At 43.7% G+C, this 25,105-nt stretch carries 16 protein-coding genes and 1 CRISPR repeat array; of the genes, 1 reads left to right on the top strand and 15 read right to left on the bottom strand.

What is annotated here, in order from left to right:
* Nucleotides 1-126 precede the first annotated feature (126 nt).
* The 5 genes from FS666_RS09055 to queG all read right to left on the bottom strand — a co-directional run bounded on the left by FS666_RS09055 (nt 127) and on the right by queG (nt 5,614).
* Entirely contained in the window at nt 127-2,022 is a 1,896-nt protein-coding gene (locus FS666_RS09055) for a PrkA family serine protein kinase (RefSeq protein WP_144463044.1), read from the bottom strand.
* A gap of 415 nt (nt 2,023-2,437) precedes the next feature.
* Nucleotides 2,438-2,911, bottom strand: coding sequence for a tRNA (uridine(34)/cytosine(34)/5-carboxymethylaminomethyluridine(34)-2'-O)-methyltransferase TrmL (gene trmL, locus FS666_RS09050; protein WP_144463046.1), 474 nt, complete (start codon nt 2,909-2,911; stop codon nt 2,438-2,440).
* A 76-nt stretch (nt 2,912-2,987) separates the two neighbouring features.
* On the bottom strand, nt 2,988-3,857 hold the full coding sequence (locus FS666_RS09045) for an amidase domain-containing protein (RefSeq protein WP_144463048.1): 870 nt from the start codon (nt 3,855-3,857) through the stop codon (nt 2,988-2,990).
* Between the two features lie 101 nt (nt 3,858-3,958).
* On the bottom strand, nt 3,959-4,351 hold the full coding sequence (locus tag FS666_RS09040) for a KGG domain-containing protein (RefSeq protein WP_144463050.1): 393 nt from the start codon (nt 4,349-4,351) through the stop codon (nt 3,959-3,961).
* Between the two features lie 123 nt (nt 4,352-4,474).
* The gene (gene queG / locus FS666_RS09035; RefSeq protein ID WP_144463052.1) at nt 4,475-5,614 is read right to left on the bottom strand and encodes a tRNA epoxyqueuosine(34) reductase QueG; all 1,140 of its coding nucleotides are present in this window, start codon (nt 5,612-5,614) and stop codon (nt 4,475-4,477) included.
* Between the two features lie 109 nt (nt 5,615-5,723).
* Between queG and FS666_RS09030 the strand changes: the two genes are divergently transcribed.
* A complete protein-coding gene (locus tag FS666_RS09030; RefSeq protein ID WP_144463054.1) occupies nt 5,724-6,398 on the top strand; it encodes a B3/B4 domain-containing protein in 675 nt (224 codons plus the stop codon).
* Between the two features lie 179 nt (nt 6,399-6,577).
* Here FS666_RS09030 and FS666_RS09025 read toward each other — a convergent pair whose 3' ends face one another.
* From FS666_RS09025 to FS666_RS08980, 10 genes are all read right to left on the bottom strand, one after another.
* Nucleotides 6,578-7,780 (bottom strand): dihydrolipoamide acetyltransferase family protein, encoded by a 1,203-nt coding sequence (locus FS666_RS09025; RefSeq protein ID WP_144463056.1) that lies wholly within the window; start codon nt 7,778-7,780, stop codon nt 6,578-6,580.
* Nucleotides 7,781-7,852: 72 nt separating this feature from the next.
* Complete coding sequence (locus FS666_RS09020; RefSeq protein ID WP_144463058.1) at nt 7,853-8,887, bottom strand: alpha-ketoacid dehydrogenase subunit beta; 1,035 nt, start codon at nt 8,885-8,887, stop codon at nt 7,853-7,855.
* A gap of 21 nt (nt 8,888-8,908) precedes the next feature.
* The gene (locus tag FS666_RS09015; RefSeq protein WP_144463060.1) at nt 8,909-9,895 is read right to left on the bottom strand and encodes a thiamine pyrophosphate-dependent dehydrogenase E1 component subunit alpha; all 987 of its coding nucleotides are present in this window, start codon (nt 9,893-9,895) and stop codon (nt 8,909-8,911) included.
* 193 nt (nt 9,896-10,088) lie between these two features.
* Entirely contained in the window at nt 10,089-11,945 is a 1,857-nt protein-coding gene (locus FS666_RS09010) for a sigma-54-dependent Fis family transcriptional regulator (RefSeq protein ID WP_186306461.1), read from the bottom strand.
* Nucleotides 11,946-12,166: 221 nt separating this feature from the next.
* On the bottom strand, nt 12,167-14,731 hold the full coding sequence (gene pglZ, locus FS666_RS09005) for a BREX-1 system phosphatase PglZ type A (protein WP_144463062.1): 2,565 nt from the start codon (nt 14,729-14,731) through the stop codon (nt 12,167-12,169).
* A 63-nt stretch (nt 14,732-14,794) separates the two neighbouring features.
* Entirely contained in the window at nt 14,795-18,340 is a 3,546-nt protein-coding gene (gene pglX, locus FS666_RS09000; RefSeq protein WP_144463064.1) for a BREX-1 system adenine-specific DNA-methyltransferase PglX, read from the bottom strand.
* Nucleotides 18,341-18,369: 29 nt separating this feature from the next.
* On the bottom strand, nt 18,370-19,380 hold the full coding sequence (locus FS666_RS08995; protein WP_144463066.1) for a hypothetical protein: 1,011 nt from the start codon (nt 19,378-19,380) through the stop codon (nt 18,370-18,372).
* A 62-nt stretch (nt 19,381-19,442) separates the two neighbouring features.
* Nucleotides 19,443-23,003: a BREX system P-loop protein BrxC gene (brxC, locus tag FS666_RS08990; RefSeq protein WP_144463068.1), complete on the bottom strand. Its 3,561-nt coding sequence runs from the start codon at nt 23,001-23,003 to the stop codon at nt 19,443-19,445.
* A gap of 13 nt (nt 23,004-23,016) precedes the next feature.
* On the bottom strand, nt 23,017-23,592 hold the full coding sequence (locus FS666_RS08985) for a DUF1788 domain-containing protein (protein WP_120075790.1): 576 nt from the start codon (nt 23,590-23,592) through the stop codon (nt 23,017-23,019).
* A 1-nt stretch (nt 23,593) separates the two neighbouring features.
* Complete coding sequence (locus FS666_RS08980) at nt 23,594-24,202, bottom strand: DUF1819 family protein (protein ID WP_144463070.1); 609 nt, start codon at nt 24,200-24,202, stop codon at nt 23,594-23,596.
* 149 nt (nt 24,203-24,351) lie between these two features.
* Nucleotides 24,352-25,047: a CRISPR direct-repeat array (repeat unit 36 nt; unit sequence GCCATAATTCCCCTGTAAATCTTGATGTGATATGAT).
* Nucleotides 25,048-25,105 lie beyond the last annotated feature (58 nt).

The raw sequence follows: 25,105 nt of genomic DNA, 5'->3' as shown, positions 1-25,105 counted from the left end.
ATCTTATGCAGAATGGCAGATTTATTTACAGAAGTTTGCGAGAATGGGACAATGGATTTAATAATAAAATAACCCCTTCCATTGTCGGGAACATGTGTTGTTCACTCCTTTGGAAGGGGCCGCACATTATCTGTTCAACAGGCTTCCGACATAGCGGAGCAATTCGTTCGCTGATGTCGAGTTATAACCGTGTTCATCAATCAAACGGGCTACAACTTCGTTTATCTTTTTCAATTGCTGCTCATCCGGCGTTTTTGCCGATGTCGTAATTTTGACAACATCCTTCAAGTCAGCAAACAGCTTCTTCTGGATGGCTTCCCGAAGGCGTGCATGGGATCTGTAGTCAAATCGCTTCCCTTTTCGTGCGAGAGCCGAGATGCGAATTAAAATTTCTTCCCGGAATGCTTTTTTGGCATTTTCGGAAATGCCGATCTGTTCCTCAATGGAGCGCATCAATTTTTCGTCCGGATTGATTTCTTCCCCTGTCAGAGGATCGCGAAGCTTCGATTTATTGCAGAATGCCTCTACGTTATCAAGGTAATTGTCCATCAACGTTTTTGCAGACTCTTCATATGAATAGACAAACGCCTTCTGAACTTCCTTTTTCGCCATTTCATCGTATTCTTTCCGGGCAACGGAAATGAAGTTCAAATATTTTTCACGCAGCTCCTGTGTAATGGACGGGTGCTGGTCAAGTCCTTCTTTTAAAGAACGCAGTACATCCAATGCATTGATGGACGGCACTTTTTTGCGGATGATCGTGGAGGAAATCCGGTTGATTACATACCTTGGATCTATGCCGCTCATACCTTCATCCTGATATTCCTTCTTCAGTTCATTCAGATCGGATGAATTGAATCCTTCCACATTTTCACCATCGTAAAGGCGCATTTTTTTCAAAAGGTCAATATCTCCGCGTTTCGGTTCTTTTAACCTTGTCAGTACAGTAAACATTGCAGCAACTTTCAATGTATGCGGTGCAATATGGACATCGGCCACATCACTGTCGCGAATCATCTTCTCATAAATTCGTTCTTCCTGGGAGACCTTCAAGTTATATGGAACAGGCATAACGATGATCCGGGAGTGAAGCGCTTCGTTCTTTTTATTGGAAATGAAGGACCTATACTCAGTTTCGTTCGTGTGCGCTACAATCAGTTCATCGGCGGAAATAAGAGCAAATCTGCCCGCTTTAAAATTTCCTTCCTGTGTCAATGAAAGCAAATGCCAGAGGAATTTTTCGTCGCACTTCAGCATCTCCTGAAATTCCATCAGACCGCGGTTGGCCTTGTTCAATTCACCGTCAAAACGGTATGCCCGGGGATCCGATTCCGATCCGTATTCTGCAATGGTTGAAAAATCAATACTTCCGGTCAAATCGGCTATGTCCTGGGATTTCGGATCGGACGGACTGAATGTTCCGATTCCCACCCGTTTATCTTCGGAAAGGAAAATCCGCTCCACCAGCACGTCTTCAATCCTGCCGCCGTATTCCTCTTCAAGCCTCATCGTATTTAACGGCGAGAGATTCCCTTCCACCTTTATCCCATATTCCCGGTAAAAGTCTTCCCGTAAATGCTGAGGTATTAAATGAAGGGGATCTTCGTGCATCGGGCAGCCTTTGATGGCATATACCGCTCCCCGGTCAGTTCTTGAATATGCTTCAAGTCCTCTTTTTAGCATCGTGACAAGTGTTGATTTCCCGCCGCTGACAGGACCCATCAGCAATAGGATTCTCTTTCTGACATCAAGGCGTTTTGCCGCCGGATGGAAATATTCTTCAACAAGCTTTTCCAGTGCTTCCTCCAACCCAAACATTTCATGACTGAAAAAGCGATATACTTTATGGCCGTTCTCTTCTTCAACACCCGCATCCCTGATCATATTGTATATACGGGAGTGTGCCGACTGTGCTACCCACGGCTTTTCTTTGACTAATTTCAAGTAATCGGCGAATGTTCCTTCCCACCTCAACTTCTCTTCTTGAGACCTGTATTGTTCAATCTTTTTTAGAATATCCATATGGACCTCCCTGTGTGCTTGATGAGGAATGTTTAATTAACCATATGCATCCGCCCGGCCGAACATGTCTCAATTAAGCCGGCATAGCTTTGTCCCAAAATTTTTTTCAAAGGATCGCCATATTTACAATACGGGTGTTCCATTCACATTATGCAGAAAATCGGATATAATAAGCTTCAGGGACAACTATGATGAAAAAGGAGGCTTACATAAGAATGAGATTAATCTTGGTATTAGGAGTGACTGTTGCATTCTTGTCAGCAATTTTCGCATCCGGCCGTGAAGATAAGCCAGGGGTATTCAAGAAATAACAATCCATTTTATGAACGAAAAAAGGACCGTCGGGTTTGATGTGACGGTCCTTTTCTATTGGGCGGGAATCGCCGCTTTAATGAACTAAAGGGGTCTGCCCCCCTCACTTCAACCCCGGGTAGCCCTGTTGACGCAGCGCCTCGTATACAAGGATAGCTGCTGTATTTGACAAATTCAGCGACCTTACATTTCCGGTCATCGGAATCCTCAGGCACCTGTCGATACGATCCTCCAGCAGTTCCTTCGGAAGCCCCGTCGTTTCTCTGCCGAATATGAAATAATAATCTTTTTCAGGATCATCATATGCGAATGATGTATGCGGTTTCTTGCCGTATTTTGTCAAAAAGAAATATTCGCCGCCCCGGCTTGCGGCAAAAAAAACATCCAAAGAATCATGATATTTAATGTTTACATACTTCCAATAATCAAGCCCTGCTCTTTTCAGCATTTTATCATCAGTGGAAAAACCGAGAGGCCGGATAAGGTGCAAAAATGTATCCGTAGCAGCGCAGGTCCTTGCAATATTCCCTGTGTTGGCAGGTATTTCAGGTTGATATAGTACTACATGTATGGCCAAAGTGTGTCACCTCATTCATCAAAATACCGTGATATTATAACACCTTGATGAATGAAAAGGAACCGATTATCCGTATCTATGAACTGCCGTCGATAATATGGAACATTTTATATTGTATATTTGGCGTGTAAGCCGAGGAGTCTTCGTAGGCCCAATACCTCATTCGGCTGTTATACGTATGCGCATTGACAAGCGGCATGCCGTAAGCATCTTTGCCGGTCACCACCGTATTATGGTCAAACCGCCCGTCACCCTGAAAATCATAGCAAATGACATCTCCCAATTGAAGTTCCTGCGGTTCCTGGACTTCTCTTGCACGGAGCCCGGCGGTTGAATTCTGCAGGTAGTTTTTCAATGCATGTGCAACTGCCCAGCTGAAACTCCAATTATTATTCCGGTACCACCAGCCTTTACTTCGATTAGGGTATCCCCTCATGGGAGCCCCTCCGGCATGAAGGCATTGGGACACATAATTCGTACAGTCCACGTCAAATTTCCGGTAAGCGGGATTGTATTCATCCCACCATCTTTCTGCATATTGAACAACTGCCATACGGTCATATGAATACCGCTCCATCCCCTGATCTCTATCTTCTTCGAATGTAAATTTTTCAGGTGTATTTAGCGTAAAATCAACCGGGACTTCCACATCTTCATACAATTCTTTTTTTCCGAAAGATGCCTTTCTCCTTTCCAGTTCTTCTTCCACATAGAAAAAATCGCCCTGCTTAATAAGATGTTTCAAATGTACATTATAATAAAGATGTTGAAGCCCATCTTTTGTTTCAGCCTTTGAAATTTTTCCGACTGCAAGAGTCTTGACGATATCCGCGTTCCTCTTGGACATTGTTTCTCTTTTCCGGATAACCTTTTCATCCTTTGCTTTTTTCTCCCCCACAAATTCACTTACTTTTCTTTCCAGCATCTTCTGAAGCCGCTCTCTCACTTCATCCCTCCTCGCCGATATATATGCATATGTATAAGCAAAAAGAAGAAGACGCCTAAACGCCTTCTTCTTTAACATATTTACGGTTCAAAATATCAAGTTTATTTGTCATCACGCTGTTTGGCTCGAGCGTTTCCGCCTTTTTCGCCGATATCTTCGTAGAAATCCCGGTCATGATTTTTGGAAGTGGCTTCGCCGCCTTTGCGCCCGATATCTTCGTAGAAATCCCGGTCATGGTTTTCGGCTGTAGCTTCGCCGCCCTTGCGGCCAATTTCTTCATAGAATTCCCGGTCATGGCTTTCTGCCGTTGCTTCGCCGCCTTTACGCCCGATTTCCTCGTAGAAATCTTTATCGTGGTTTTCGGCTGTGGCTTCGCCGCCCTTGCGTCCAATCTCTTCATAGAACTCTCTATCATGATTCCTTGAAGTAGCTTCGCCGCCTTTACGTCCCGCTTCTTCTACTGACATTTTGCGATCGTTGTCTTTTTTAGCCATTATGTGATTCCTCCTTCAAAGAATTTTTCCTCTTACAGTACTACTACGTTCCCGGTCAGCATGATTTAAAACATGTTTAGACAAAAAAAGCGGACAAACATGTTGTCCGCACAGATTTCCGGTTCACATTTCCAACCCGAAAAACTGAAGCCCTTTTTCTATTTCCTCAAGAACGACAGGATCCTCTTCCATCTCTTGAGCACGCATGAGCGCTTCCTTAGCCTGTTCGCCTCCGATTTTTCCAAGTGACCAGGCCGCTGTCCCCCTGATTTCAGGCCTTACATCTTCATTCAGCACTTTGATCAAATCGCTGACAGCGGATTGGTCCTTAAAGTGCCCCAGCGCTATAATCGCATTGCGCTGTATGGGCTTTTTGCCTCTCCATGAACCCGAGACTGCTCCATATTTTTCTTTGAATTCCCGGTTTGAAATGTCAAGCAAAGGCTGGAGCAAAGGTTTTGCAATGTCTGGATCGGGTTCCATGCCGGGATGGAGATGGAAGTCAACCCCTTTATTTTTGGGGCAGACGGCCTGGCATGTATCACATCCATATAGACGGTTACCGATTTTATCACGAAATTCATCCGGAAGGAGGCCTTTCGTCTGCGTAAGAAATGCTATGCAGCTTTGGGCATCGAGCTGTCCCGGCTGGACGAGCGCGCCGGTCGGACATGCATCAAGACATTTCGTGCATTCCCCGCATTGATCGTGCATCGGCTCATCCGGCGCAAAAGGAAGGTTCGTTATCATTTCTCCGAGATATACGTATGACCCGAATTCCGGGGTGATAATCGAGCAGTTCTTTCCGCTCCAGCCGATCCCTGCCCGTTCTGCCACAGCCCTGTCCACCAATTCACCGGTATCGACCATCAGCTTGAATCTTGCATCACAGACCTTGCTGTCAATGAATGCTGCCAGCTGTTCAAGCTTTTCGCGAACCAATACGTGGTAATCCACGCCCCATGATGCCTTGCAGAAAATCCCTCTTCTTGCACCAGGTTTGCCGCGTGGTGCATTATTCATTTTTGAAGGGTAGGCAAGGGCAATGGCGATTATGGACCGGGGTTCATCAAAAATGAGCTCCGGATGCGTCCGTTCTTCGATATTTTTGTGTTCAAAACCTGATTGATAGCCAAGCTCCTCCTGCCTGATCAGCAGGTTTTTCATTTCAATGAAAGGATCGGCACTAGTAAACCCGATTTTATCAATTCCGATTTCCCGGCTGTATGCAATAATCTCATCTTTCAATTTCCCGTAGTCCACAGTCCGCCCTCCTTTCCCTAAAAGTTAATATTTGAAAACCGTTTGGCTTAACTGTCATTACCGCAACTATATGATAAACTATTTACAACGGAAATTGGAGGTGAAAACGTTGGAAGTAAACATAGACCCGTCACTCTATGAAGTCATTCCGGACCTGAAAATCGGGGTCATCCATTATGACAATATTACAGTCGGAGACTCACCGCAAATGTTAAAAGGCAGGCTGCAGCTTTTTCAGGAAAATGCCTATTTTGAACTTGAGGATAAAAACGTCACCGATTATGAAGAAATCAAGGAATGGAGAGCCATTTTCAAAAAACTTGGCAAGGACCCGAACCGCTATCGGCATTCCGCGGAGGCCCTTTATAGAAGAGTGAAAAAACAGAACTATCTTCCGACATTGAACTCGGCCACGGACCTGAACAACTTTTTCTCACTTGAATATAAAATTCCTTTGGGCATTTATGACAAAGATCAAATAAGAGGCGATGTTGAACTTCGAAAAGGAAGAGCAGAAGAACAGTATGAGGGTCTGAACGGGAGGAAAAACAACGCAGAGAACTTGCTTGTCACGGCAGACGATGAAGGGCCGTTCGGCAGCCCATTTGTGGATTCATCCAGGACAGCCGTCACATCCAATACAACGAATGCCCTGCAGATCGTTTATCTTTCACCGAAGATCGCTTTACATAATGCCCGGGAACTGGTAGACTCACTCGCCTCCATGTTCACGCATATAAACGGCGGCGAAGCGCGAAATGATATCCTGGCGCATACAAACTAATAAAATGGAAACGCAGTGCTTCGTCCTTCATTGGAACGAAACACTGCGTTAGTAAAAGGTTATGTATGGAGCAGACTATCCAGCTGCTCAAGCATACATTTCGTTGCATGCAAATCATATTATACAAAAGGCGACACAATTCGGCAACAGTTGTCACAAATTGTTCATATTCCTCGGGTTTAAATCAGCATTTTATAGGGATTTTCCAGCAGCCCTTTCACGGTTGTAAGAAAATCACTTGCCGGAACTCCGTCAACTGCACGGTGATCGAAGGTCAGACTCAATGGAAGCAGTGACCGCCGTTTCAGCTCCTCACCTACAAATACAGGGGTATCTGTAATAAGGCCGACCCCGAGAATCCCCACTTCCGGCGGATTTAAAATGGGGGTGAAAAATTCGACCCCTGATGCCCCAAGACTCGTGATCGTAAACGTGGAACCCTTCATTTCGGAAGCATCAAGCGAGCCGTCTCTTGCCTTTTTGCTTAACATTTTAATTTTATTGGAAAGTTCCTCCATGGAATACCGTTCCGACTGGCGAATGACTGGCACCACCAATCCAATTTCCAATGCCACAGCTATGCCAAGATGAACCGAATCATAGCAATTGATTTGGTTGTCCACAAATGTTCCGTTCATATTTTTATGTTTCTGAAGCGCCAGTACAACAGCCCGTGCAATAAAGTCAGTCACGGTCAAATTGATGTTTTCCTGTCCGGCATTGATCTTTTTTCGTAATGAGAGCATTTCCGTTACATCTGCACGCATATGGATGGTCAGTTGGGCGCTTTGTTGAATGCTGGAAAACATTCTTTCAGCAATGACCTTCCTCATGCCGGTAATTTGTTTTACAGATACAGAATCAGTTTGTTGTTCTTCTGTCATTTGTTCATTTTTATCCTCTAGCCTGTTTTTAATCGCTTTTTCTATATCCTCTCTTGTCACTCTTCCCTGGGGACCCGTTCCTTTGACTGTGTTCACGTCGATTCCTTCCGCTTTTGCAAGCTTTCTGGCAGCCGGAGAAACCCTTACTTTTATTTGCATGTTAATTGGCGGGCGCCCGGCTTTTTCCACTGAGGCAGCCGTCTCCCTAGCGGCTGCAACAGGCTGTTTTTCACTTTCCGAAACTGAGCTGATATTTTCTCCCGGCTCACCGATATATCCGATTGCTTTCCCGACCGCAACCGTTTCATCTTCCTCTGCGGCAACGTCCAAAAGGACGCCGCTATCGGGTGCTTCTATATCCTTTTCAATTTTTTCCGAACTGATAACAGCGACGGATTCTCCTTTCTCTACCTTATCGCCTTTCCTTTTCAGCCATTCGACTACCGTTCCTTCCTTCATTCCCATTCCAAGCTTAGGCATGATAATTTCAACGGCCATATTCCGCCCTCCTCATATTAATATGGAAAGAAGCGTGCTGTGCCCGCCATGCACAGCACACATTAATTTCAGTTATTGCACCGCGACTGTTTCGTCACCGATCATTTCGCCCACTACTTGTAAAACTTTATCGGCGGACGGCAAATAAAAATCTTCCAGCACCGGCGAGAACGGTACAGGGCTATGGGGAGCTGTGATCATTTTGATCGGGGCATCCAAATAATCGAACCCTTTATCCGCTACAAGCGCGGAAATATCCGTTGCAGCGTTACATCTTGGGTTTGCTTCATCGATGATGATCAAGCGGTTTGTTTTGGCCACCGAATTTAAAATCGTTTCTTCATCCAGCGGCGACAAGCTCCGCGGATCAACCACTTCCGTTTCAATTCCTCTTTCTGCAAGCTTTTCCGCCGCTTCCAATGCCGTATGGACCTGTTTTCCAATGGCCACAATCGTGAGGTCTTCTCCTTCACGTTTAATATCCGCTTTCCCAAGCGGAATGGTGAAGAATTCCTCTTCCACTTCGCCCTTCATATTGTAGAGGGTTTTATCTTCAAAGAAGATGACGGGATCATCATCGAAAATGGAGGCCAGCAGGAGTCCCTTGGCATCTCTCGGGGTTGAAGGGACGACTACCTTTAATCCTGGTATATGGGTGAAAAGGGCATACAGGCTTTGCGAATGCTGCGCAGCCGCCCTGAACCCGGCTCCATGCATCGTCCGGATGGTGAGCGGAACTTTCGCCTTCCCGCCAAACATATACCGGAGTTTGGCTCCCTGGTTCATCACTTCATCCAGACAGCTTCCGATAAAATCATTGAACATCAGCTCCGCGATTGGGCGAAGCCCGGTAGCCGCCGCCGTCACAGAGGCCCCGACATATCCTGCCTCGGCAATTGGAGTATCCAGAACCCGGTTTCTTCCGAATTCAGCGACAAGCCCTTTCGTTACACCCATGACTCCGCCCCAGGCATCTTCATCCTGCAAGTGATCGACCTCTGCCCCTCCTGCTACGTCTTCCCCCATCAAAATAACTGTTTCATCCCGTCTCATCGCCAGCTTCATTGCTTCATTAATAGCTTCTGAGTATGATATCGTTCTTGTCATCGCCATTTCGCCTCCATCCTTTTAATAAGAAACATAGACATCTTTCAGAAGATCTTCTTTTGACGGAAAAGGGCTCTCTTCGGAAAACTTGACTGCTTTTTCCACAGCTTCTTTCACTTGATTGTCAATTTGATCCAATTCCTCTTTGCTGACCAGCCGGTTGGTTAACATGTATTCCTGGAACAATGCAATGGCATCCAATTCATTCAAATGCTTATCTTTATCTTCAGAAGTTTTATATGTCTGTGCGTCCCCTTCAAAGTGCCCGTAATTCCGGTAAGTGACACATTCAATCAATGTAGGCCCTTCCCCATTTCTCGCGCGTTTGACCGCACGTTCCGCCGCCGCATAAACAGCCATGACATCTTTGCCGTCCACTTTTTCCCCCGGAATATTATAGGCAGCGGCCCTATCTGCTATGTTGGTACAGCTGGAGGCATAATGAAAAGGTGTCGCTTCGGCATAGCCGTTATTTTCCGCAACAAATATAACTGGAAGATTCCAGATGGCAGCCATATTGATTCCTTCATGAAACGTTCCGTGGTTATTGGCTCCATCGCCGAAAAAGCAGACAGCCACCGCATCGGAGTTCAGCGTCTTTGCCGTCAAGGCAGCACCGACTGCCAATGGAAAACCGCCGCCAACAATCCCGTTTGCGCCGAGCATCCCTTTTTCCACATCCGCAATATGCATGGAGCCGCCTTTCCCTTTGCATAAGCCGGTCACTTTTCCATAAATCTCAGCCATCATCCCATCCAAGTCACAGCCTTTGGCGATGCAATGCCCGTGTCCCCTGTGGGTGCTCGTGATGCTGTCCTTATCATCCAAATGGGCACATACTCCGACTGCCACCGCTTCCTGGCCCGCGTATAGGTGTACAAATCCCGGAAGTACACCCGTTTGGAAAATCTCATGGACCTTGTCTTCAAATTGACGGATTTCACACATCTTTTCATACATCCATTTGGCTTTTTTCTCCGTTAAGCTGACTGTTGCTGAAAGCGTCATTCCCTCTCCTCCTATTCGTTTTTTACACATTATAAAATAGTGCAAATTATGTGCCAATTTAGGTTATACTTTCATAAAAGCGGATAAGACAGCGATTAAACATCAAAATCAGATGCCTTTTGGGCATCTGATTTTGATTGGAGAATGGGACGATTTTGGACATCGTCTCATTCTGTCTCATATTTTCCCATGATTACAAATGGAATTTCTTTATTTTCCGGTACAGGGTGCTTCGTGAAATGTTCAGCTTTTCTGCAGCTTTTGTGACATTTCCTTCCGCAGCAAGCAGGGCATCCATCATTTTAGCTTTTTCAATTTGCTCCCTATATGTCAAGTCTTCATTTAACGGCAATGCTTCCGAATGACTGAGAAGCCTGATATCAGAATGAAGGAGCGTTTTCATTTCTGCCAATGTCGGGGGCCTGGTTTCAAATTCAATCCGGAGCCGGTCAAGAAAATTGTGAAGCTCTCTTATGTTTCCGGGCCACTCGTATGTTTGCAGGCATTCCAGCAAATCATGGGAAAATGTCACCTGCCAATTATTTGTACGGCAATAGTGCCGGACAAAGTATGGGATGTCTTCCATCCTTTCCCTTAAAGGCGGCAACTGGATCGGATAGACAAATATCCTGTAAAAGAAATCCTCTCTCAGGTCTCCTTTTGCGGCCAATTCGGCCAAATCCCGATGAGTGGCGGTAATGATCCTCACATCAACGGGGAACGGTTTTGCGCCGCCGATTGGAACAACTTCCTTTTCCTCCAGGACTCTCAGCAAGGCTACCTGCATTTCCTGAGGAATTTCGGCAACCTCATCCAAAAATAATGTTCCGCCATTTGCCTGCTGGAACTTCCCTTTATGGCCTTCACGCTTCGCACCTGTAAAAGCTCCGCCGGCATATCCAAACAATTCGCTGGCGATCAAATCTTTTGAGAGGGACCCGCAATTCACGGCTATGAACGGGCCGTGTTTTCTCGTACTGTTCAGATGGATGGAGCGGGCCATGACCTCTTTTCCGGTACCTGTCTCGCCATGTATATGAATGGTGATATTGGATTTGGCTGCCCTTTCAGCCTGAAAAAGAACCTTCCGAAATTTTTCACTTTCACCGCAAACACCGCCAAATTGAAAAGCCGGGTTGACGGGAAACCTTTTTGCCATATTGGTGGATTCAGTTTTTTTCAATGATATTTTAAACCCGATCACATCATTTCGGGTTCGGGAATAGACAGGCTGCTTCTCCAAAACTGTGCAGCCTTCATTCAAGACATCCGATAAATACGCCGCATTCAGATTTGAAAGTTCATTTTTCAAATGGGTGCTTGCCCAAATGATTTTTTCTTTCTCATTACAAACAAGTGAAAGTGGATCTTGGGGGTTAATGAAGGAGGCATATTGCATCAGTTCAAGTTCTTTATCCTTTGCTATATTGATCAGCTTTTGCTCAATTGCGTAAGCCGCGGATACAACAGACGGCAGCATATGTTCGTGAACGCCATATTCCAATGGGTATGAAATGTTCAATACGCCTTCCATTTGCCCATTTTCACTGAGGATTGGCGAAGCGGCGCATCCCCATGAATGGGAGGCTACTGCATAGTGCTCCGCCCCAATAACAGCGATCGGCTCCTTTGTCCTAAGCGCTGTTCCTACAGCGTTCGTTCCAACCTCTTTTTCCGTCCATTTTACTCCCTCAATAAAATTGATGGCCCCTGCCCTTTCCAATGCCATTGGGTCTCCGTCCATATAGAGGACATATCCATCAGAGTCAACAAGCAAGAACAAGGATCTCGTCTGGCCAAAAAACTTTTGCAGCTTCCTTATGAATGGGAGGGCCGCATTCAATAATTGGCTGCTGGCCTTTTTCCGCCGGAGAAATTGGTTTTCTTGGATTATCTCATTCCCTTTGCCATTATACGGATTGACTCCGTCCCGACGGCAAATATACCAAGACTCAGAGATTCTTTTATTGATCCTGCTTTTATCCAGAACACCTTCCTGAACAAACCGGCTCCATACAGAGTTCTTCAGAGAGTCCTGCACCTCCAGCACTCGTTACACCCCGCCTTTCATCATTTTCTTCCATTAAGAAAGATTTCGCTGCCGATGCCGGATATCCTGTTAATTTTTTCAAAAAATTATCTTTTACGTATAGTGATTTCTCTACAAAATAAGCAATAGCTCTTCTTGCTTTAGCCTAGCGAGAAGAGCTATTGCTTGTATCGAGCAGCGCTCATTAGCTGGCAGAGCCAATGACCGATTTTCAGCGCTGGTTAAAAGAGACCGTCGCTTGTATAGGCAATATCTATCGTAAAAGGATACCTGTCATATACGTTTCCGGCTTTTTCTTCTTCGTCTTCCAGAATAAGATAATATGTCTTGCCTTTATCGTAGGCTTCTGATTTGAAAACAAACTTTTCACGATATGTCCGCTCAACAGCTTGTGAGGACTCACTGTCTGCAATGATTCTGTTCTCATTCGATACACGATTGCCTTCTTCATCCGTAAAATACAGCTTTAAACGCAGCGGCAGTTTCTTCTCTTCGACTTTTTCCATTTGAAAAAATTCCAAAAACGTCATCATGTTCGTAATTTTCCGCGTTGGCGTTGTCAGTTTTACATCCACTTTCTTCACTGTATTCCGTGATGATTTGCTGCGATCATTCTTAAATGTAATCACAGGAACCACAATTTCTTGAAGCATGGCGCCGCCATGTACGTAATTCGCACCCGCCCCCTGAATCGCGAACCGGTGAATCCCTTTTGGAATGATGGCAAATCGTCCCCCGGGTTGATCCAAAATGTAGTCCATCGCAAAAGACCATGTTCCTTCAACTGCTGCTTCATCCTTCTTTATTGAAAATCTTCGGCTTATCAGTTCTGCACCCTCCGGCTTGCGCAAAAGCTTTTGGCTCATTTGGAGAGAATCCCGCTGGTAGATGAATCCGTGATCGGAGGTAATCAGGATATTGGATGCACTGAGATTGTTGACAAGCTGGTTGACCAGAAGACGGATATCATCAATCGCTTCGTCTACAGCATGGAATACTTCCCCCTCGGTTGCCGCATGATCTCCTCTCGCATCAATGACATTATGATAAATATAGATAACCTTTTTCCCTTGAAATGTTTCCCGCAAAGCCGACCGGCTCATGTTGTTGACTTCGTTATATTGAATGGCTATGGAATCAGGCAAATTTCCCTGAAGGATGGCATTACGGTTTGTGATGCCGGCTGAATCGGTGCCATCGAGCAAAAATTTGCTGCCGCCAGAGTACTCCATCTGTTCATATGGCAGCAACGAAGCCATACCAAGTGCAGTATAGGATGGTATCACACTTTGGATCGATGTGATTTCCGCTGCCGCCTTCCGCTGATTGTTAAGTATATCCGCCAATTCTTTTGCCGCCTCATATCGCAAGGCATCCGATATGATCACAAATACCCGTTCATCATTTGTCTGGTATCCGTGCACCCAGTCACGGTAAAATTCTTTCTGCTGCAAAATGCCATCTATCGGCCAAACCATGTCGTGGTCACGTTCCAAACTGCCGGACCATTTTAATGCCAGTTCTTCCATGAAGTGATGTACATAGATGTTTTCAATTTTATCTCGCAGCTGATGCAGTCTTTCTTTTTCTTCCGCCTGGTCATAAGCTGCATAGAATTTCCGATAGGCGGTATCGATAACATAGTATTGTTCTGTATAAGCCTGGAACATCTGGGCGGCTGGTTGTTCCGGAATAAAATAATCCCATTTTTCCATATAGTTCAATAGCTTCGCAGCATGCAGGACCGCCCCGTACTCATAGCGGTATTCGGGATACCAATGGAGCTTGCGCCTTTTTGCAATGATGTCAAAGTATTGTTCAAAGTGGTTGATGCCGCTTGTCAATTGTTCTGCCAAATAGCGAATAATTTTTTCGTCGTAGACGGAAAAAGCATCCAGATGGATTATGTCCTCTATATCCAATTGATCTGCGTAATGGTTTGCCCTGACAACGTCGGAAATTTCATCTGATAAAAGGTTAAATACATGGCGGCCCAAGCGATGATTCATCCATTGATCCATGAATACGATGATATTTGCAGGCCTTCTGCTCACATATTTCTGCCATGTTTCAGGAATTTCCATATCAGGGTTTTGTTCAGAAAGATATGTAAGCATAAAGAAGATGAGTAGCTCCCGAATCGAACGATCAGGCAATGTATAGCCGTAGTATTTTTCAACAAGCCACCAGAATTTCTCCTCGTCACCATATTTCCGGATACGGTCCCGGGCTGATTCATCATTGTCTTTATACTTGCTGAACAGTCTCCTGAGAATATCGTCAAGTGTGTTGGTTGGGCTTTTGCATAATACGGCCAATACCGTCAGGTCGATTGTTTCTTCTGTGTAAAATTCCACTTGGTACTTTTGGAATGATTGGAAACGCGCTCTGCTGTTGAAGAATTCCTTATATGACTTAAATGTCTCCCTTAATCCGTCATCGTTGATCCCAAGTTCCCTCATGATGACGGTGATTTTATCGGTGGCAAATTCATGGCCGATTTTATAAAGATCATAGAGCCAGTCTTCGCGGGGAACCGGCTTCGGCATGTTGGCATAAAGGAGAAAATGGGATTTTGTATCTTTTTTCTCCAGCTCATATTTTGTTGCGAATAGATTATGGTCGGTCACTTTCCAGATGCGTACATTTTCCAGTTTAATCTCATCGACATCTTCGATAAATTCCCCTTCTTCGTCATACCAAAAAACGATATGCCGTTTGCGACCATTTGTTAATTCTTTCTGATAGATGTCATTCAATACGCGATGTATTTCTCTAAGATTCATCTTACACCACTATCCTTTATGTAAACGGGGCGGGAGTGACTGGTCCCCCGCCCGTATCATTGTTTATATTTTTGCCAAGACGTTTCCTTTCAGCGGCTTTTTGCCTTCTCCCTGCGGGATTTCGATGTTTTGGAATTTGGCATAGTTCACTTTCACGCCGTCATCCAGGTCAAGGTCCGGTTTCTGGTTGGCTACATGGGCAATGATCTGATCGTAGCTTTGGCATTCCAGCAGCTGTTTCTGCAGTTTTTCTTTGTTTTTTCTTGCTCGTGTTTTTTCCTGCTTGGACACGTCAGACTCCAGGAGTATGTCCATCCGCTCGATTTCTTCTTCATATTTCCGCTGCTGGGCGTGCAGATAGTCTGTCCGCACCCGTGCTGCCAAGCCCGGTTCATAGCGGTGAAGATAAACGAGCGCTTTGAATCCGTCCTGCTTTCCGCTGTCAAAGAGCCAGTAGATCGGCCGTTTTTGGTAAATTTGCAAATGGTCTTTATAAAATTCTTTCAGGAAATAACGCCGGATCCGCTGGCGGGATGTTTCATTCGCTCTCCTTGTGAGCGTATCCGCGATGAAATCGAGGTTATCCTCCAAATGTTCATCACCAAAAACAATTTTCAAAATATCGACAAACCGCGAAACAATATCATCCTCGAAATACATTTCATCGGCAATCGGAATGACATTATCCGCATCAGGTACAAAAGTCTCATACCGACCCAAATCAAACTCACCCCCTGCAAACACAAGCCCTTCCTCATCCAGCGAATAACGCCCGAACATCAAACCGACGGCATAAGAAAGAAACGACTTCACATCCCGGAGCACATCCGCCCGCCGGACCGTCACATCCTTATCCTCCACCCCAGGCGTCAACTCATCCTCCAACCCATACAACCCGATAAAAATGCGATTCAACTCTTCCTCATTCGCCTTCAGCGTCTGAAAGCGTCGTTCAGCCTCTGCTTGCCAATTAGCAAAAGCCTCCGCAATCCGGGAGGCCGCCTGCCTAAACTCAACAAGCGGATGAACCTTAAAATCCCAGGAAGTCTCGAAAGAGTCCCAGTCAAACTTTGCTATATTCGTATTATCTTCCACTAAGGTACTTACATATTCTTTCCGCTCTAGCTTTATTGGAATATTACTAACATGTCCTACTTCATAGTTCACAGTGGGGCTTAAAAATTCCAGTATCCTTGTAGATAATTTGCTATTTGTTAAACCTAAAATATAAAATAAATTTTCCTTATCCGGAAATATTGAGCATCCGGCAACATCAAAAATAAAGCCTTTTGGAATAAACCTTGTTGAAAAGCCCCCTATGGTTACTTTTGACCATGTTATAGACTCTTTAAAATAATAATTCATATTTTGTGGTCGAGATTTTAACTTTCCACGCCCATCTTTAAAGTTTCTAATTTCATAGCCATCGTTCTCCCAATTAACAATAAAGTTATTGTTTCCATAATATTTTCTATACTCACCACCTTTATTGTACGGGAACCACTTATGTTTACTATTTTTAGTTGAAATTCTGTCTTGATATCCAAAACCGATTCTAGAATAAATTACCTCAAACCAGCTTCTTAAGTAGACATCATTTTTACCAGTTGCAAGACCTTGGCGAATTTCTGAAATTTCACCTAGATTCTTTTCGTTTTTGTAGATTTCTATTATTGATTCGGTTGCATTATAAGCAATTGGATAGCCTTGTATTAAAGAAAAATTCTCTTGCTCAATCTTATATACATTGTTTCTTTCGAAGAAAAGCTTTTGTTTAATTTCGTTGCTTTCAACAGAACTTTTTTTAACAAATAACTTTTGATAAAGAGCTAAATAATTTTTTATAAGCTTTTTACGAAATACTACGCTTACCGTACCAAAATCAGATCCAAATACTCCTCTTCCTAAATGCAAAAGATTAATTATCGTTTCCTGATGAAGTATTTTTTTTCTATAACCCTCATAAGAAGATAAGTTCATCCATGTCGGTATATTTATGAGAGCATAATACCCATATGTACCAGTAAAAGCTGAACACTTTTCCATAAAAACTGTACTTAAATCCCTTTTGGTTAAAGGGAAATTCTTATTAAAATACAACAAAAGCTCTTCGTTCATTCCCCCACTGCCCATGTATGGCGGGTTGGTCACAACGACGTGGTATTTTTGCGCCAATGTGATTGCCTGGTCAATTAGTCTTTCGATAGTTGGCAGGGTGTTGATTTTGAAGTCCGCAACGAACATGTCGTCTGTTTCTTTTTCTTTTATTGACTGGGCTTGGTTTTTTAATGCCTTTAGGTTGATGTCCGGGACTTCGATGATGGAGCCGAGCAGTTTTCCATCTTTGAATGTTTCTATCAGTGTCTTTACGTCGCCCCGTATATCGCTGTTTTCTGCAAAGTTATCAATATCCTCATCTGTCAGCCGGTTGCTCTCTTCAATCCAGTGCAGGTTCGGGCTTATCGCGGAATTGAATATACGGTGGTTGTAGCTTCTTGCTTTCATCATGACCGAAAAATAGGCCAGCTGCGCCGCACGCGGGTCGATGTCCAGTCCGTAGAGATTGTTCTCTATGATCAGTTTAGGGATATCCTGCTCCCTGTACCCTTGAGATTTATACAATTGGTAGAAAACTTCAAACGCATAGACAAGGATATGGCCGGATCCCATGCATGGATCTAAAAACTTGATAGACTCCGGTTTCAGGTTGGGGTCCTTTAGTTTTTCCAATTGCCGAATGACGTTTTCCGGCTGCTCCGCTGCCTCCAAATAATACGGAAGCTTTTCCTGCAACACATCATCAGGATGCGATTCCAGCCACAGACGGCCCAAAGAGTTGTCCACCATATACTGCACAATCCATCTTGGCGTAAACAACTCTGTTGCCGCTGGTATATTTTCCTTCGAGATCTTCTGATTTTTCTTCAGCGCAGCAAAAACCTTATCCTTCTTCTCGGAAATGTAATACTGATACAGCCAGCCGATAATCTCAACTTCCTTCATCCAATCTTCCTCATCAATCATCGTCACCATATCATGGATGACAGACGTTTCTGCCAGAAGCTGGTTCGGGAGGAGAAGCTCCGTGTAATCCTCAATCTCCTCAAACATCATCGGCATGATTTCGCCCAATTTGTTGCATTGCTTAATCAATATGTATTTGAACAAATCCTCATCATCATTGGCATCCTGCAGCTCATAGACCTTCTGCTCATCAAGATCCAACTCATCCACAAGCATCTGGACCTCAGTTAATGCATCAGGCTCCGTCTTTCCCTGCTCAATCGACGAAAACACCCTGACACCCGTCGGCAAATAATCATTCACTTCCATAAACCGCAAAGCAATAAAGCGGTTGAACCATGTATAGGCTGCTTCCTCGATCACCTGATCGTAGCCCTTTTGCTCAATCTCACGGATCAACCTTTCCCTTTGTCTGATTTCGTACTTTTTATAAAACTTTTGATTGATCAGAAATCCATCCTGATACACTTCCGCCTCTTTTACCGCATCTTTTGTGACTCCCAGTTCAAACGCCTTTTGATTCACCGCCTCCATCAGCTTATTCCTTGCAGAGACTGCGAACCTCTTGATTGCACCCTTGTCCATCCATTATTCTCCTCTTTGTCACATTCCCATCAATAGGAAAAAATATATTCCGGAAATTCATTCTCCCGTTTGATATAATCATATGTCTCCTTCAAGCCTTCCCTTGGATTGACACCAAGTTTAACAGCACATTCATATTCTTGCTTCCATATCTCTACACTCTGATGCTCCATGATTAAACGAAGCAAAATAAACAACTTCACTTCATCTCTGGATTCAAAATGATATTTCTGAAAAATATCCACAGCAGGCTGATATTCACCCAAAGCACTCTGAGTAATAAAGATCATTTCTACCAAGTTATTTATATACTCCTCATCTTTCCAATCACTATATCTGCCTTTAGAGCGTTTCGCCGTTCTATGCTTTTCCAGAAGAAGCTTCTCGGCTATCTCTATCATTCTTTCTTTAAGCGGTGCATTATTTAAAGTACTTAGTATTACTTCTAACAAAGAGCTAGTCAATGTTTGATAATCTACACCGGTTTCGAGAACAAGATTTAATGACTCAGATATCCATTTATCTGGATCCTCTATTTCTTTCTTCAATAAAACTACTCGATTCAGGAAGTCTACCTGCGGGATTCTCAACGTATCAAATGGTTCTTCACTGGCAAACACGTAATGTCCTGATGCATAGACGAACAGACGATACAATTCTTCCAACAGAGCGGCACATGTTTTTCCATGTTCCGGATGATTGGCAAAGCTTGATACCTGCTCAACCAGCCTTTTAGCAGTAAACCGCCAATTGGCACGATCCTTCTTTGGTATCAGACGGTTAGGCGCAACATAATTTTGTTCATAAGCGTTTTGAATAAACCATCTCGTTTCCTTTTCAATACTGTGAAAATCCAGATTCTCCATCGGCCGCTGCGTATTTTTCCGCTTCTTAAAGGCATCCGGATTTTCAATCAACCTGTCTATCTCTTTTTCTTCCCGCATTTTCTTCGGAATCTGCTTATACATCTCCACAATGATTTGCTGAAGCTCGTCTTTCGTTGAACTTCTTATCTTTTCCCGCAGTTCGCTTACTTTCAACTTTATCCCCCCCAAAAACATACCTGTAATTAATCATGTATCAATTTATTGATCATACCCGCTCACACCAAATGAATCGTCGTATCCTCATCCAGTTCCTGCAGGAGCTTGGATCTTAACTCTTCCACAAACTGATCGACATCGTCCGCTGATTTGAGCGTTTTCGTTCCCTTGATGACCATATTTTTGCTTAAGGTCTTTGTTTTTCTTGGACGTACAGGCGTTGTTGCCGTAGTCTCCCCCTGTCCGCCTTTCGGGCCCCTTGCCGGCACATCGGCCGCCTCTTTTTCCCTTGCCTGTTCCAGTTCATCAAGGCAGCGCACTTTCAGCCTGTCGCTTTCCACCTGCATGGCAACTGCCTCATATAGATTATTCGTGGTGGAAAGCCGCTCTTCCAATCTTTGAAACCGCGCCCGGAATGTTACTAAAAATTTCTGCTTCAGTTTTTCATCATCCGCGAGTTCATCCATCACAGCCTTCAAGTCGCTTTGGATCGCCACCTTCACCGGCTTGCACTCTTCCTCAAGAAGCTCAACAAACTCTTCATCAAACACCTGATAGAGGCCGGGCAATTCCTGGATCATGTCATACGGCTCGGCATTGCGGACAATCCTGCCCATCTTTTCCACAATTTCCTGGATGCCCTTGTCTGTCACATACGTTCTATTATTCTCAAAAATCGTCAGCCTCTTTTTCGCTTCGTCGAATTTATCACGCTGATTTTCAAAGAAACTTTTTACCTCTTTCACATCATAAGCGTACTCTTTCAACTCATGGCGCAATTCCCGGATCGTTTTATAATAAGTAGCAGTATCATTGATATTGAGGACAGATTCAATTAATTTCTTCCCATCCAGAAGAACCGATTCCCCAGGGTAGTATTGATTATTGCGGTAGTTCGCCAATAAATCTGCCAACTTCTCTTTTTCTTGCGACAACAGCTCATTAAAGCGGTCTTTCAAGCCATCCTCATCAGTCGGCAGTGCGGAAATTCCGAACATTTCCTTGCATACATCCCTGACATTTTTAATCAGCAGCTGCGGTATCCGTTCCCGCTTTTTCACAATGACCCGATCTACATAATCCCGCTTTGTCAAGTAATGGATCAATTGGGGATCTGTTAATTGAAGCTCAGAACTGTTTAGTAAAAATTTCACTTCTTGGGCTTTAAAAAGTTCCAGCAGAATCGCAGTCGTATCAAGTTCAAGCCATCCATAAGGCTGTTTTGCAAAGTACGTGGTGATGCTCTTGACGGTCATGGGCTGATTGCGGGTTGTCAGACGGTCCACATAGTTGTCGACTTCTCTTATAGCACGGTGATTCGGCCCACCATTATGATCCATGGACAATTGCGTTGATGAAACGGCCAGATCCTGGAGCTCTTTCGGCGAGCCAACAAATTCTGTGACATAATCGAGCTTGTTATAAAGTGACTTGATCAGCGTCCGAAACGCTTCATTGATCCGGTCCGTCGGGTTTTTCCTATTAATCTCCAACTGCTGGGAACTGACAAACACTTCAGCTGAACTTAAAGCCTCTGTCAGCAGCGCCGTAATCCGTTCGCTTCGCTCAGTGACCTCCCGTGTTTTTCGGCTCTTAATATCCTCTATTGCCTGCGAGACCGATGTTCCGCTCTTGATTCGTAAATAAGCCTGTATCTTTAAAATTTCTTCCATTTCCTCCAAATACGATGCATCTTGGGGCAACTTGAAAATGACATTGTTTTCCCTTATGGACATCATTTTCAATTCGGATGCACTATACTCCATCGCCGCATCAGCGTAAGGCGTCAATATACGGATACCGATATCATGTGCCTGTGTGCCTATCGGCCGGTCATCAATGAAGGCATTGAACGCAAAGTGATGCTTGGGGGAATAACGGAACTTTTTATCCCGATAGATGCCCTCAAAGATTTCTTCCCCGATCATTTGAATGACTTCTGACATTTCTACATGCATGTTTTTAATTTCGCGATTTACATCCTGCTCATCGTTTGTGAGAAAAATATAGTCGTCGCCGTTTTTTTGGATGAGCGTCTGTCCAATCAACCGTGTCAATGATTTCTCAATCTTTTTCTTTAAATCCAATTTGTCTGCTTCAATGTGATCGACCATCAGAGTGGCGATATTTTCCAGGTTTGCAGGCAGTTCTTTTACATATTTTATAAGGAACAAAAGCTTCAGGATTTCAATATCGAAGTTTTCCAGCTTCTCATTTTTCCCGGCCTGAATGATGACGGTCCGAATGCTGGAATCGAGGAATGCTTCGATTGTTTCATAAAATGCCGAAAAAGGGACAAGCACTCCTTCTTCCTGATCGGCAAAGCGGATGGCCGACTCCTGAAATGCACTTAAAAGTGAACGTTCCCCTTCCGCCAAATGCTTCCCTGATGCTCCATGGATCCGAATGCCCGTAAAAACTTTTTGCAGCAAATTGAACTGATACGGCACGAATGGATACACATCAATGAAATCCTGTTCATCCGCATATTTTTTCATCTCTGCGCTGTTATCGGCAAACGTTAATAGGTTATGTAAAATAGAGCTGTTTTTTCGATATACTTCTTCCAGCGTCTGTTTTCCGGGTTCATTTTTTGTCAGAATCCGTTTTTTAATCACTTCATCAACAAAAGCACTGGACAGGCTCAACTTTGTATCAAAGCGCCCCTGGATTTTTGAAAAGTCGTTTCCTTTTACTGAAAGCACCGAATCAATGTCTTCTTGGCTTGTAACGGCAATCCACGCTTTTCCTTTGCATTGACGGCCAAATTCATGAACGATTGTCTGCAGATTCAACATGGCTTTTGAGTTGTCGCCGATATATTGGCCTACTTCATCAATCAGAAAGGCCACATGGTGATTCTTCCCTTTTGAATCAATATATTCTTTCACCCGCCCGGCAAAGCGGTCGATGCTGATCGTGTATTCCCGCTCTGCGCGTTCAAACCAGTTCCGAGCCGCTTCCTCGCTCATTTGCGTCGTCTTGGTAAGCGCCTCAATAATGGCGTCTTCCTCATAATAGAAATCTTCCCGTGACTCCACCCATTCATTTCCGGAAATTTCCTTGAAGACTGCTTTAAAATTTTCATATGTACCGCCATAGTGCATTTTCCGTTCGATTTCGGCAATCCAAGGAATTGCACCGCAGAAACCCTGCATTTCATTAAAAACCTTATTCAGCACTTTGACGATCGAATCCTTGTCTGCCATGGAATCTGATTCACTTTTCGCGTCAATGTCAAATAAGACAACATCTGTCGTAATGTCGCCTGCTTTTTTCATATCGGCAAAAATTTGCGGATCGTCGATTTTGTTTTCAAAATAGTCAATGGCAGTTTTTCCGGCAATGTTCTTGTTTTCTATTAAATAGGATAGTATTTTTAGAAAATGGGATTTCCCCGATCCAAAAAAACCGGAAATCCAAACGCCAATTTTATCAGTCGGCTCCGTAATGCTTTTCTTGTAGGCTGTAAAAAAATGGCCGATATGTTTTTGCAATTCATCTGTAACGACATATTCTTCCAGTTCCTGATGAATATTCGCCTCGTCGTCCTGTCCAACTTTGACGACCCCTTTTATGTCCCGGTCAATTTGACGTTCAAACATCTTTTTAATCTGCATGGATTTCTCCCCCCTAATAATCTACTAGCTGGAATGCGCGATAATAGTTGTCATCCTTTATCTCGCCGAATAATTGAAGGTCCTGACCATTGTAGCGGCCAGGGAAAAACAGTACAACCGGATTTTGGCCGACCGCTTTATACAAATTGTTCAAAATGACATGGGAGCGGATAATCGGAAAAGCCTTGCCAATTCCTGTTATAAATATGATGGCATTTTCCTCTACACGGTCAGCAATGTATTGGATCACCAAATCATTATTTAAAGTAAGCCTAAGAGATTTCCTCGTCGCGTTCAGGACAAATTGGCTTCCTTTCTTCTGTTCCATTTGAAAGTTTTTCTCCAGATAGCCTTTGCTGTCCAATATATCGAGAATGACTTCGTACAGGTCGAACTCAATAATACGCTGGCTTAAGTTATTTGCCTGTTCCTTCAAAAAATCGACATGCTCCCTTACAAGCATTTCATATTCGGGTTCATAATCAAAAATATGGTAGCCGATCTCATTGCCCAATCCCTTATTTTCCCGGAAAGAAGGATTTGTTATTTTCGGCAGAATTTCATCCAACCGTTCTCTTATCGTCTTCATGCTACCCTCTTCCTCCTGTGAGAACCTTGATGAACCCGTTACCATCGGAATCTTTTATGTAATCAAATACCTCAGGATTCATCATGGGTATGCTAACTTCCCGGTCCCCCTTCTGATTTTTTAACAGTCCCGCTTCGTATAAAATCCGTATATAAACCTGCTTTAACTTATAAAAGGTATACTCCTTCCATTCGGCAACCGTTTCGCTCTGCTGGCGCTTCGCTTCAAAAAAATGATGAAAATCGCGGTCTTTCAGCAGCAAATCGCGCCCGGAAATTTTCTCACTGAAAACCTCATACATAAATTCATAAAACAGCCTGTCCGTTTTAAGGATAGCGTACAGTACGATCAATTTACTTGTATGTATGTCAGTAGTTAAAAGCTTCCTAATGAGGTAATCATCCAGCACTTTTAAACGTGCCTTTATGGCTGAAGCAATTTCTCTTTTGCGGGTTTCAGTTTTGACTTGAAAGATATTTTGGCTGATAACTTTCTCTTTCAATTCGAGTTCATTCAACCCCTTCAAATGCAGTTCTGCCAGCATTTTGGTCTCCTTGTATAAGAAGGGTCGTGACTTGATGGTAGAGCTGTACTTTAATCCTTTTTCCATATTATCCCTTTCTCATGGTCCAGTATTTAGTTCCATTTTATCATTAAAATGTGCGCTGGCGGAACGGTTTTTTTGACAGTTTTAGCAGTTACTGAAGGGGCAAGCTTACCTCCAAGAAAAAAGAGATGAAACTCCAATTGACAGTTATCGCCATTATTCCCTTGTAAACCTGGATGTGATATAATTGGAATGCCTCTGGGGGATGTGATTCAGTCGCCATAATTCCCCTGTAAATCTTGATGTGATATGATGAAAACCGAAGAAAACATGGACGGGGAAAGGCCATAATTCCCCTGTAAATCTTGATGTGATATGATATTATTAACGAATTAAAATCAAACAACCAAGCCATAATTCCCCTGTAAATCTTGATGTGATATGATTTTTGTAGAATACGAGAATATCTTCATGCCGCCATAATTCCCCTGTAAATCTTGATGTGATATGATACTTCATCATGCGGTAAAACCCAAGCTCTAGCCATAATTCCCCTGTAAATCTTGATGTGATATGATCCAGACGTTCCGGGAAATTGATAATTACGTGCCATAATTCCCCTGTAAATCTTGATGTGATATGATTCGGAGATTTAACGTTAGCGCTCGTCTTAGGCCATAATTCCCCTGTAAATCTTGATGTGATATGATGATTAATATTACGAATACAAACGAACTGACGCCATAATTCCCCTGTAAATCTTGATGTGATATGATGTATGGGTATTGAATTTGTAAATGAGTATAGCCATAATTCCCCTGTAAATCTTGATGTGATATGATGATGATAAGAGATGAACGAAAAACTAGCATGCCATAATTCCCCTGTAAATCTTGATGTGATCCTGGATTACGAAAGTAAAATCTAGTTATTAAATACAAAAAGGGCTCCAGCCTTTGGTATAAT

Origin of the sequence: Siminovitchia fortis (assembly GCF_007681465.1) — a bacterium.
GTDB classification, from domain to species: domain Bacteria; phylum Bacillota; class Bacilli; order Bacillales; family Bacillaceae_C; genus Siminovitchia; species Siminovitchia fortis.
The sequence above is the reverse complement of the archived record's forward strand: the minus strand, read 5'-3'. Positions and strand labels throughout refer to the sequence as shown.

Excerpts from the sequence above, each read along its gene's own strand:
- pglZ (WP_144463062.1), bottom strand. The coding sequence starts at position 14,731 with ATGAATCTTAGAGAAATACATCGCGTATTGAATGACATCTATCAGAAA.
- FS666_RS09025 (WP_144463056.1), bottom strand. The coding sequence starts at position 7,780 with ATGGCCGTTGAAATTATCATGCCTAAGCTTGGAATGGGAATGAAGGAA.
- FS666_RS09055 (WP_144463044.1), bottom strand. The coding sequence starts at position 2,022 with ATGGATATTCTAAAAAAGATTGAACAATACAGGTCTCAAGAAGAGAAG.
- FS666_RS09040 (WP_144463050.1), bottom strand. The coding sequence starts at position 4,351 with ATGGCTAAAAAAGACAACGATCGCAAAATGTCAGTAGAAGAAGCGGGA.
- FS666_RS08980 (WP_144463070.1), bottom strand. The coding sequence starts at position 24,202 with ATGGAAAAAGGATTAAAGTACAGCTCTACCATCAAGTCACGACCCTTC.
- pglX (WP_144463064.1), bottom strand. The coding sequence starts at position 18,340 with ATGGACAAGGGTGCAATCAAGAGGTTCGCAGTCTCTGCAAGGAATAAG.
- FS666_RS09015 (WP_144463060.1), bottom strand. The coding sequence starts at position 9,895 with ATGACGCTTTCAGCAACAGTCAGCTTAACGGAGAAAAAAGCCAAATGG.
- FS666_RS09020 (WP_144463058.1), bottom strand. The coding sequence starts at position 8,887 with ATGACAAGAACGATATCATACTCAGAAGCTATTAATGAAGCAATGAAG.
- brxC (WP_144463068.1), bottom strand. The coding sequence starts at position 23,003 with ATGCAGATTAAAAAGATGTTTGAACGTCAAATTGACCGGGACATAAAA.
- FS666_RS08985 (WP_120075790.1), bottom strand. The coding sequence starts at position 23,592 with ATGAAGACGATAAGAGAACGGTTGGATGAAATTCTGCCGAAAATAACA.